Consider the following 11,098-nt stretch of genomic DNA (forward strand, 5'->3'; position numbering starts at 1 on the left):
TCACACGCTCACAGACCATTCAAAGATCGCTTGACACCGGGGGTATCCATATATGTTGGTGATTATCGGTGAGGACGAATACGGCGAGAAGGATGTGCCGGCGATCGCAGACGGGTTCCGGGAGAACGCCGATAGTTGGAGTAATCCGCTCAAAGGGCTGAAGAAACGGGGCCTCGTCGCGCCACCTGAACTGGCTGCTGGTGATGGGGCTCTCGGGTTCTGGACAGCGTTGCGCGATGTCTATCCAGAGACACGTGAGCAGCGGTGTTGGCTGCACAAGTCAAATAATGTTCTGGGCGCGCTGACGAAATCGATCCAGGCCAGGGCAAAGTCTGACCTTCAGGGCATATGGATGGCTGAGACCAAGAAGGAAGCGAATGCCGCCTTTGATCTCTTCGTCGAAACCGACAGGGTAAAATACGAGAAGTCAGTCGCCAAATTGGTGAAGGATCGCGACGAGCTGTTGGCCTTCTATGACTTCCCCGCAGAGCATTGGAAGCACATCCGGAGCAAAAATCCGATCGAGAGCGTCTTTAGCGCAGCCCGAAACCGCACGCGCAAAACCAAAGGCTGCCTCAGCCCCAAGAACGCTCTTGCCATGGTCTTCAGGCTGATGATGTCGGCTAAGAAAAAGTGGCGAAAAATATCCGCACCAGTCCGCTTGCCCGAACGCATTGAAGGGATTGAGTTAAGAGACGGTATCAAGCAAGCTCAAATCGCCGCCTGATAAAGGCCGTCGCCAACTTTCTGGCATAGCTCGCCTTCTCAAACGAATGATCGAACGCCATTCCATTTATTGGAATGAAGAACTTGCATCGTTTGCCACTTTAGTTTGCTAATTTAACCGTGAGTTTTTTCAGGATGGGAGAGAATTTTGCAGATGCAACTGACAAACCAACGCTATAGGCAGCATGCACAAGGAGATTTGAGAAGCACTAAGCCTCAGAATGTCCGGTCAACATATCTTGAAAATGTATCGTTAAGAAACGCTCCCAACAATTGTTCAGCGGGTTAATATTCAAGATATTTTATGCGAAACGCGCTGCGATTTCGGAAGGTTCAGAATCACCGGCTTAGACATACGGATGTTCTGTTTCCCTGCTGCCATGTACCCAAACTAACAAATACGCTGAATCCAAATCTTAAGTGAAGATCACTATGCCACATCAAATCAAAGACCTAGAAACTGGCCAATCGTTACAGTTATCGTTGAATGAAGAGCTGATTTCACTCGATGGCCCATCTATGGTCGTGCTGGATATCAACGTTGATGATATTTCAGCAACACAACGTCAGGGCGCTGACCTTTTGATTACGTTACAAGATGGTAGTCAAATTGTGGTTGAGAATTTTTTCTTAGCTTCACCCGAAGGACTTGACAGTAGTGTAATCGTTGACGGCGAGGTGATTGTCGATGCAGCAACGGCTGGATCAGATGCCGGAGGAAACACTGGGGTTGGCTTGGGGCTCGCTGGTTTGGGGGCCGCTACAGCTGTTGCTGTTGGCGGTAGTTCTTCATCAGATGTTGGACAGGCTGAAGCACCCGCCCCGAATGACATGAGTGTCCCCGCGGTGGCATTGAATGCTGATACCGGAACGTCTGCGACGGATGGAGTGACCAATGATGCTACGGTGAATGTCACATTGACTTCTGATGCGGCCTCCTGGGAGTATTCGGTAGATGGCGGCACCAGTTGGCTCACAGGCAGCGGGAGCAGCTTTGAGCTGGCAGATGGGGACTATGCCGATGGTGTCGTGCAGGTACGGCAATCGGATGAGGCCGGCAACATCTCGGATCCGGTCAACCTTGGCGCAGTCACGGTCGATACCGATTCCGCCGAAATCGATTTAGGTAATGACGCCGATGACAATGATTTAGGTCAACTGATCAATCCATTCCGATATATAGATACTAACGATAATGATAGAGTTGTGTATTTTTGGGACCGAGATGGAGATGGTGCAGCGACCGATAATGACCAAGTTGACTTTGATGCCATCGCGAACCTGATAAATTCTGAAATGGATGCGGACGTCAATCTACGTCTACTCAGATCAGGGCAAACGAACGGAACTCGCCCAGATGACGGAGTTCAGATACCCAGCGGGTTAAACCCGACCGGATCGAATGCCGATGACCTTTTTGCCATTTGGCAGCTGGTAGAGGAGAACGGAGACCGAAATGGCGTACCAGAGGGCTGGGCGCAGGGGACATATTGGTCATCATCCAATGACAGCAATGGCGAGCGAATAGCCCTCGATCTAACAACTGGAACATGGCAAACTGAAAGTGAGGATGACATGTTTTTTGTTGTACTGGAAGTGACCTAGTTTCCTCGAATACAATACACGCCAAAATTGTCATGTTCAACGCATCGCTCCCAAGAGCAGTGATTGGCTACATCGGCCAATCCCGTTTTGGAACCGACCTGAAGATCATGCAAGGCCAAGCCATGACGCCAACTACTTTCCTTCAAGCGCTCCGAGAAAAGACCTCTCAATTGACTAACGTTGGACAAATGGTGAGCGATTCGAAGAGGTCCTATAAAAGTGCCCCATGTAAAAATTTTTGGAGAACGCAATACCGGTACTAACGTGTTGCACAGACTAATTGAGAACAATTCAGAATGTCGACTGGCTCCTGGTATTGCGTTTCAACTGGATGATACCTTAGTAAATGATCTACATGCTATCGTCAAAACGCGAAACAAAAACCCAAAACTCATCGCGCACGAATATGAAAGCCGTATAGATCAAGTATTTGAAAACCAACCAGCGATAAACATGTGGAAGCATGCCGCGACTGATTTTCAAGACATCAGGTCATTAAAAAACACCAAGGTCATATTTTGCGTAAGACATCCAATGTCGTGGATAGTCTCATTTCACAAGAGGCCGTACAATAAAAAATTAGTGGCGCCCTCAAGTCTAGAGGCGTTTTCCAAAATATGGGTACCTTTGCTTAGGCGGGATAATCTAAATTATAACTCTCTAAGGCCCTTGGAGCTATACAGTCGGAAATTGAAATCGTATCTCGATTTTGCTCGCCAATTGGATGGAATTCACGTCCCAAACAAATTCATCAAACATGAAGATATTACAATAAAGCAAGAAAGCGTTATTCAAGAATTGTCATCTTGGTTAAACTTCAAGACCCGAAACCCGTACAATGCTTCAACCAAGGATCCTTCAAAAAATAGAGCATTTTATAAATCGTATTATGAAAATGAACTATGGAAAGAGCCGATAGAAGGAAGCTGGAGCGCTCTTGGAAATGAACTAGATAAAGCGCTATTCGAAAAACTAGAATATCAGGTTTGAAATCTTTGGTGCGATGGAAATGAGAAATAATTCGAAAATGATCTTTACAATAACTGGCGGCAGAACGGGCACGACTTCATTGACTAGTTTCCTTGGATCAGCATTAAATGTTCCCGCTATTCATGAGCCACTTTCTATCGAAGATTTCGGTACTCGCATGCCAGATATCAAGATTATGCGTAGTTTTAATGAGTATGGAAATAACGCGCTTGTACAGGAATTTTGGCTAAACAAACTAAAAGATATCAACGACGAAATATATGTTGAAACTAACCATACATTAAGCAAATGTGGATTAATTGAAAACTTAGTGCGTCATAATCTAAAGGATACAGTAAAAATTATCATTTTGCGTCGAAAAATCCTTGATCAATGTATTAGCTACTTGCTACGAAACGACTTTGCGAATGTGACAACCATGTGGCAATGGTACTTGCACCCAAATTATCGAAAAAACCTTGTCACGTTCGATAGATACCGCGATTTAGGCGGCCTCGGGAGAGTTATTTGGTATGTGCACGAGATGAATGCTAGGCAAGCGTACTATTTGCAAAAGTTTCAGGATCATATCGATTTTATAGAGATCAACATCGAAGAAATGCAGTTCGAGGAAGAAAGAAGAAGACTTTCCAAATGGCTGAAAGACCTAAAAAATCCTATTTTTCCTCGGATAGAAATCCTTAACGCCAATAGAATGAAGGCTTCTAAATCATTGATTTCGGCTACACGCAGAGCGATAGAGTTGGTGGGCATAGACGTCTCTGCCGTGGCAAGAGATGCCATATTGAGTGGTTTCACTTTTGAGAAGGATAAATGAATTGAGCAAGAAAGATCACAAAAAGAAACGCCATCTACCAAAGTGCGTCATAGATGAAATAATGGAACTCCGCTCAGCGACTAGGTTCTACGACATTGTTTCACTGATTGCTCCCCTGTCGCGAAAATACCGCTTTTGCCCTACGCTTTGGAATTTTTCTGGAGAAGCATTTATGAAGTTGAAGCAGTTTGATAGGGCTGTGGAATCTTTCAAAAATGTTGTGTTATTGTGTCCCAATTTCTATGGTGGTTTTGCAAATTTGGCCGTAGCGCTTTCCAAGTCTGGCGACCTCCAACAAGCTAACAAGATGTACAAAGTTGCGCTGGAAAAGAATCCAGATGCAATATACCTTGAAGCTCAGAGGCACTTCTTATGCCGAAAGATGTGTATGTGGCGAGACATTGGTGATGGCGCTCTACTTAGTGAACAAATACTGGAGACTAATATCGCTGTGCCTCCGTGGATCATGCTATATTTACAAGACGACCCCGAGCGGCAGCTTCTTCATTCCAAAATATATACTGACTTCAGACACTTGTACCCTGACATGTCAGGAAAACCGCATTACTCATTGAACAAACAGAGTTTACATAAGATACGTATTGGATATTTCAGCTCTGATTTTCATAATCATGCAACAACACACCTTATTCTTGGTCTCTTACGGGAGCACAATAGAAATTTGTTCGAAGTTTTTGCTTTCAGTTACGGTGAGACGCACGATTCGTTTTCAGAGAAAGTTCGAAAAAACGTTGATGTTTACGAGAACTTATACGGCTTGGGAGACGCTCATATTGTTGAAACTGTTTTGGCTTATGATCTAGATGTTGCTATCGACTTGAAGGGGTTTACTCAAAATGAGAGATTAGAAATTTTTAGATCTAAGTTGGCAAAAATCCATATGACATACCTTGGGTATCCCGGAACTTTGTCTTCTTCTATGTTTGACTATGCTATAGTGGATATGATTACGGTGCCGGAACCTGAGAGAAAGAACTATAGTGAAAGTTTAATATTTTTACCAAATAGCTATCAACCGACAGATTGTTCAAGAGATTTTTCCCGAAGGAAAACCTTAAGATCAGATTGGGGTTTGCCCGAGTCTGGTGTTGTCTTTTGCTGCTTCAATAGATCCGAGAAGATTTGTAGCTATGTGTTTCGGATATGGATGAGTGTCTTAAATCGGGTGGATAATTCGGTATTGTGGATACTCGAGTCGAATGAATGGATCAAATCTAACCTGCGTGAGTTTTGCTCGTCTTGTGGTATTGATCCGAATAGACTTATTTTTGCAGATTTGGTTTCGCAGGATATTCACTTGGAGCGTCACAGACATGCGGATTTATTTCTTGATACTTTTTTCTACAATGCCCACACAACCGCTAGCGATGCATTGTTTATGGGAATTCCGGTTATTACAAAGCCAGGCAAACAATTCTGCAGTCGAGTCGGCGCGAGCTTACTGGAATCCATCAACCTTTCTGAGTTTATTACGGCCAATGAGTATGAGTATGAGGAGAAAATAGTGAATTTATCACGTAATTCTGATATACTAGAAGGCGTCAAATTAAAGCTGGTAAGTGAGTTGATGACTGCCCCGCTTTTCAACACGAAATTGTTCGTTAAACACTATGAGAAAGGAATAATGGAAGCAGTCAGTATATTTAACAAGGGAGAGAGTCCGAGGGATATTTTTGTTAAGACAGATCAATAAAAAAGTTAGTTGAGGATCATTGTAAATTTATGTATATAAATTTTCGATTCTGACATCCTTAAATTGACAATTACGACTTTGCCGACCTCTATGAACCTAAAATAATGGTTTCACGGTTTCTGGTAGACCGTTTGTATGTTTATTCTATTTCTAATTTACTTGATTCACAAACCCTTGCGAATTTTACGGCCCTTCTTTACTTTTGGAGTTGAGTGCATTTCTTCATGCACGCTGATGGATGACCGGTTGCAGTGCGTAAGGTGGAGTTATGAGAGCATTGATGAAATGAAGTCATGGTTGTATATTGTGATATTCGCGTTAGTTTTGGCGAGTTGTGGTGAGTATAATCAAGAATTTCAGTCTTTTGATCCGACTACTAATCCAACTGCTAACTTAGCTCCGATGCAGCGAAAACTGAAAGGAGCTATCGTGCACACTGATTTTGCGAGATTGATACGGACTTCTGTCATGACTTCACCCAACACAGCTGCGGGTATGGTCAGTGTTTTGGCCGCTCGGTCCCGTATACTTGCAGAACAAGCGGCGACGCTACCGCTAATTGAGGCGGAATCGTCCCTTACATCTGATGGAGATGCAGTTCCGATACTTCGACTGAGCCAAATCATCTATGATGGAGGTAAAGTTAAAAGCCGAGTAGAGCTACGGCAGATTGAATCTCGAAGGATTTGGTTGTCTGAGTTGTCTGAGTTGTCTGAGTTGAGTTTCGAAGCCGTCGAAGCCATAATTGAATTGGATCGCAATCGGCGTCTCGAAGAACAGGCTCTACAGAATCTGCTTCGTACAGATCATTTAGTTAAAGACCTCCAGTCTCGATTCGATGGTGGGGCAGGGTCAATAGCTGATTTGTTAGCAGGGCAAGGGCGCAAGTCCAATGCTGAGACAGAACTGGCACAAGCGAAAACAGATGTGGAATTGGCGACTGCAACCTGGGTTGAGTTGTTTGGAACACGACCCGAGGTGATTCCAATTATTCCCTCAGCGCCTGTGTTGACCACTTCGTCTTTCCAAGAAATGATTGAACGCAGCCCACGTTTGCGTTCACAGGTTACCGTTAGCCAGATTCGCAAACAAGAACTCTTGGTTGCTGAGCGAGCGACCCGTCCAACTTTGTCAGCAATCCTTGAGACGGATTTTGATCAGGGTACTTTCAGCGATGTGGCGCAGGCTCGTTTAGGTGTGCTCGTACCAATCTATCAAGGCGGAGCGGCTCGGGCGAATGTCGCGACAGCGCGGTTTGACTTGCAACGGAGCATAGCCGTTGAAGAAGAATTGCGGCGCGAGTTACAGCGGACTCTGTCCCAATCATCGGAAGAAGCCAGTTCAATTAAACGGCAGCTATCCACTGCCCGGCATGCTGTTGACATCAACGAACAAGCGCTTGAGGCTGCACGGAGGCAGTTTGATATTGGACGTACCACTCTAGTCCAGATTTTGGATGCGCTACGTGAATTGAATCAGGCCCATGTGCGAGTCATCCATCTAGAGGCGCAGGCACGCCGAGCGGAGTATGCCATGCTTGCAGTGACTGGCGACATTCTAGATGCGTTGGGAGTGTTGCGGCCCTCTGATCCAACCTTGTGATATCTATATGGTTCCCTTTTCCACCGACACGCTCATTGCGCATCTCAAGATGCTGACTGACTATTTGGAGTATGGTTTATCCGAGGCCGACTTTTTCCGAGTATTTAAAGGCAACCACGATGCCTACGAGGTCGGCGATGCGGTTAGCGCTTTAGAAGCAGCGGGATACAAGGCGGATTTTGGCAAAGCACGATTGTCGAAGCTAGATCCTATTTTGTTTCCAGTTCTGGTATTTGACGCCAACGGGTTACCATTTTTGGTATTGGATCGGAAAGATAAGGATCGCTTTCTTGTAGTCGATGTAAGTAGCGGATCAAGCGAACCTCAGATCTGGCGGCGATGGGAACCACGTCTACGCGAGGCCCGCTGGATATTGCGCGTGTCGCGCAAGCACCGCTCAGGTGAGGACTATATTGCCCGACAAGATCACTGGTTTTGGTCCGCATTCCGAGATTTGCACGGGGTCTACATTCAGATCATATTGGCTGCGATGGTAAGTAGCGTACTTGGGCTAACGACATCTCTGTTTACTATGGTTGTGTACGATCGAATTCTGCCGAACGAGGCGGTCGACAGCTTGTTGGCACTGGTCGTGGGTGTTGCTTTCGCTTTAATGTTTGATTTCCTGATAAAAAACTTGCGGTCGCGATTCATTGAGACGGCAGGCAAACGGGCGGACATGCAAATCGCCGAGAGGCTGTTCAACCAATTGATAGCATTGAAAATGAAGGCCCGTGGAGGGCAGAATGGACGCATGACGTCAATCTTACGGGATTTTGAGGTAGTACGCGACTTTTTTACCTCGGCCTCATTGATAACTTTGGTCGATTTGCCCTTTTTGTTTGTCTTTATTGGTGTAATATGGTTTATTGGGGGGCCGCTCGCACTCGTTCCAGCGGCAGCAGTGCCAATCACATTGATTGCCGGTCTCATGGCACAGCCCTTTCTTAGCCGCTATGCGAGCGAGTCCAGTATAGATGGCCAAACAAAACAAGCGGTTCTGATGGAAACGCTGACTGGGGTTGAGACAATAAAAACGACCGGTGCCGAACCGATCATGCGGTCACGTTGGAATGAGGCTGTTAAGGCACAGGCCAATAGCTCTGGGAAAACACGCCTGTTGTCGCAAGGCACTGTTAACCTGACCCTTCTAGTGCAGCAGATCGCGCAAGTAGCGATTCTGTTCTATGGCGTTTTCCTAGTCCGTGATGGGACGATCTCAGTAGGTGCTCTAATCGCCAGCGTGATCCTGGCTGGTAAAGCTCTGACACCGCTATCTCAGCTCGCACAGGTGATGACACGCCTGAACAAGGCCCGTATAGCATATTGCCAGATCGACACCCTAATGGAACAGGAGGTGGAGCGGGAGTACGGCCGCCGCTATTTATCACGGCCAACAATTGCAGGTCAAATCGAATTCAAGGGTGTCCACTTTACCTATGATGAGGTTTTGGGATCAATCCTCAAAGATATCGATCTCTCCATCAAACCTGGCGAGAAAGTGGCCATTCTGGGCCCGGTTGGGTCCGGAAAAAGCACTGTAGCACGACTAATCCTAGGTTTGTATGAGCCCAATGACGGGGCGGTTCTTCTGGATGGGCTAAATGCGCGCAATTTAGACCCAGCAGATAAGACCCGTAACATTGGTGCTGTGTTGCAGGATTGCTGGTTGTTCTCTGGCACCTTGCGTGAAAACATCATAGCGGGCCGGTTTAAGATTACTGATACTGAGTTGCACCAAAAAGCATCAATCTCTTTGGCCGACCGGATCGCTAGCCAACATCCGCATGGTTATGACATGCGGATTCAAGAAGGTGGATTTGGTGTATCGGGTGGCCAACGTCAAACGATAGCCATAGCTCGAGCCCTGATCGGCGATCCGCCAATTTTGGTTATGGATGAACCGACTTCGGGTATGGACGTTCCAACCGAAGTGCGGGTGATTGAAAATCTAAAAACTTGGCTGTCTGACGATCGAACATTGGTTTTGGTGACCCACAGAGCCAGCTTGCTGCAACTGGTAGATCGGGTAATTGTCTTGAATAATGGTAAGATCACCTATGACGGCAGCAAGGAAGAAATACTAATGCTTAGTCGTCCCAAGTCGAGCGCAGTGAAGGAGGCATAAGACGGTGGGCTCGAGTTTTGAAGCCACAGCTCTTGAGCTTAGGGGGCGGCGCGGTGCAGCGGGAGGTCTGATACTGCTGTCGGTTGTGGCTTTATTGTTGTTCATGCTGATCTGGGCCTATTTCACCGAAATCGACGATGTAACACGAGCTGAGGCACGTGTTGTGCCGTCGAAGTTAGTGCAGGTGGTTCAAGCCCCCGAGACCGGAACCATCACAGAAATCAATGTGCGCGAAGGTGACGTGGTCGATGCGGGTAATGTGTTGATGCGCTTCGATCCTGTGCTGCTTCGGGCGGAGCTTGATAGTGCGGTTTCTGAGGCCACAGCTCTACGCTTGCGTCGCGCGCGGCTTGAGGCCCAGATTTACGAACAAGACTTTGAGCTAATAGACATGATTGAATCTGAAATGGCATTGTTTGAGGCAGAGCGAAATTTGTTCAACGCTATGGCAACACATCTGGCAGCCGATCTCGCAGTTCTGGATTCTCGCCGCAAAATTAAACTGGCTGAGATTGAAGCTGCACGAACTAATAAAGAGGTCAACAGTGACACAATAGAACTTCTGGAAGAAGAGATTGGTGTTATCCAACCTCTTGTTGAGCGGCGTATTGAAAGCCCATTGGTGATGATAGGTCTACGTCGAGAGCTCAGCCGCCAAAACGGTCAGTTAAGCGATGCATGCAATCGCATGCTTATTGCTCAGGCTGCACTGGCTGAAATTGATAGCCAGATCATCGCCCTGAAGCGCGAATTCAAGGCGACTGCTAACCGTGAATTAACAGAAGCGCAAGCTCGCCTTGTGTCGCTTGAAACACGCATTCCGGCGCTTCAGGCCCGGCTGGCTAGGGCAGAGATACGTGCGCCAGCGCGAGGGGTTGTCAATCAGGTTCTGATATCTACCCTTGGGGGCGTCGCACACCAAGGCCAGACTCTTGTTGAAATCGTGCCCTTTGGTGAAACTGTCACAGTCGAAGCGTTTGTCACTCCAGATGACATTGCTTTTGTCCGGCCGGATCAAGATGTCAAGGTACGCATTACAGCGTATGACGCGTCTCGCTATGGAACGCTGAATGGGAGCGTGACTCGCATTGGTGCTGATACGGTACTTTCGCCGGATGGTGAGACTTCTGTTTATGTAGTTGGAATTGAGTTGGGTGGAGTGTTGACAGATGCGGATGGTCAGCAATTGGATATTATTCCAGGAATGGTCGCACAGGTTGATATGCTATCGGAACCCAAAACGATACTAGAGTATCTGATAAAGCCCGTATTTCGTGTTAAGGACCGGGCGTTTCGCGATTGAAGCCTGAGACAAGCAACGCAAAGGCAGAAAACCGAATCGTTAATCGCCAATTTATTATTCACACCTGGGAGTCAGGTTTCAGGTTCTGATGGAATGGACATCCCCTGATCTCTCATCTGATAGGTTTTGGAGATGGAAGCCATCAGGAGGTTATGGTGCTGTGCTACCGGAAGTATCCCCGCTTGGGGCTAGATTTTCCGCCCTTTGATCACA

General features: G+C 46.7%; 7 protein-coding genes and 1 pseudogene. All 8 read left to right on the top strand.

Features of this window, described 5'->3' with window-relative positions; all coding sequences use genetic code 11:
- Positions 1 to 52: 52 nt before the first annotated feature.
- Positions 53 to 727: pseudogene (locus GOW16_RS22105) on the top strand (IS256 family transposase); the annotation flags it as partial.
- A 431-nt stretch (positions 728 to 1,158) separates the two neighbouring features.
- Positions 1,159 to 2,331: a BapA prefix-like domain-containing protein gene (locus GOW16_RS22110; protein WP_170419681.1), complete on the top strand. Its 1,173-nt coding sequence runs from the start codon at positions 1,159 to 1,161 to the stop codon at positions 2,329 to 2,331.
- Between the two features lie 219 nt (positions 2,332 to 2,550).
- Positions 2,551 to 3,321 (top strand): hypothetical protein, encoded by a 771-nt coding sequence (locus GOW16_RS22115; RefSeq protein WP_170419683.1) that lies wholly within the window; start codon positions 2,551 to 2,553, stop codon positions 3,319 to 3,321.
- Between the two features lie 37 nt (positions 3,322 to 3,358).
- Positions 3,359 to 4,138, top strand: a complete 780-nt coding sequence (locus GOW16_RS22120; RefSeq protein WP_170419685.1) for a hypothetical protein — start codon at positions 3,359 to 3,361, stop codon at positions 4,136 to 4,138.
- A gap of 1 nt (position 4,139) precedes the next feature.
- Positions 4,140 to 5,852: an O-linked N-acetylglucosamine transferase family protein gene (locus GOW16_RS22125; RefSeq protein ID WP_170419687.1), complete on the top strand. Its 1,713-nt coding sequence runs from the start codon at positions 4,140 to 4,142 to the stop codon at positions 5,850 to 5,852.
- Between the two features lie 135 nt (positions 5,853 to 5,987).
- On the top strand, positions 5,988 to 7,454 hold the full coding sequence (locus tag GOW16_RS22130; RefSeq protein WP_170419689.1) for a TolC family protein: 1,467 nt from the start codon (positions 5,988 to 5,990) through the stop codon (positions 7,452 to 7,454).
- Positions 7,455 to 7,461: 7 nt separating this feature from the next.
- A complete protein-coding gene (locus GOW16_RS22135; RefSeq protein WP_170419691.1) occupies positions 7,462 to 9,582 on the top strand; it encodes a type I secretion system permease/ATPase in 2,121 nt (706 codons plus the stop codon).
- 4 nt (positions 9,583 to 9,586) lie between these two features.
- Positions 9,587 to 10,885 carry an HlyD family type I secretion periplasmic adaptor subunit gene (locus GOW16_RS22140; protein ID WP_170419693.1) on the top strand — a complete coding sequence of 433 codons (1,299 nt, stop codon included), beginning with the start codon at positions 9,587 to 9,589 and terminating at the stop codon, positions 10,883 to 10,885.
- The last annotated feature ends 213 nt before the right edge of the window (positions 10,886 to 11,098 follow it).

Origin of the sequence: Ruegeria atlantica, assembly GCF_013033965.1 — a bacterium.
Taxonomy (GTDB): domain Bacteria; phylum Pseudomonadota; class Alphaproteobacteria; order Rhodobacterales; family Rhodobacteraceae; genus Ruegeria; species Ruegeria atlantica_D.

What these genes read in the sequence shown, in the direction of transcription:
- GOW16_RS22110 (WP_170419681.1), top strand. Translation starts at nt 1,159, where the DNA reads ATGCCACATCAAATCAAAGACCTAGAAACTGGCCAATCGTTACAGTTA.
- GOW16_RS22130 (WP_170419689.1), top strand. Translation starts at nt 5,988, where the DNA reads ATGTTTATTCTATTTCTAATTTACTTGATTCACAAACCCTTGCGAATT.
- GOW16_RS22120 (WP_170419685.1), top strand. Translation starts at nt 3,359, where the DNA reads ATGATCTTTACAATAACTGGCGGCAGAACGGGCACGACTTCATTGACT.
- GOW16_RS22135 (WP_170419691.1), top strand. Translation starts at nt 7,462, where the DNA reads ATGGTTCCCTTTTCCACCGACACGCTCATTGCGCATCTCAAGATGCTG.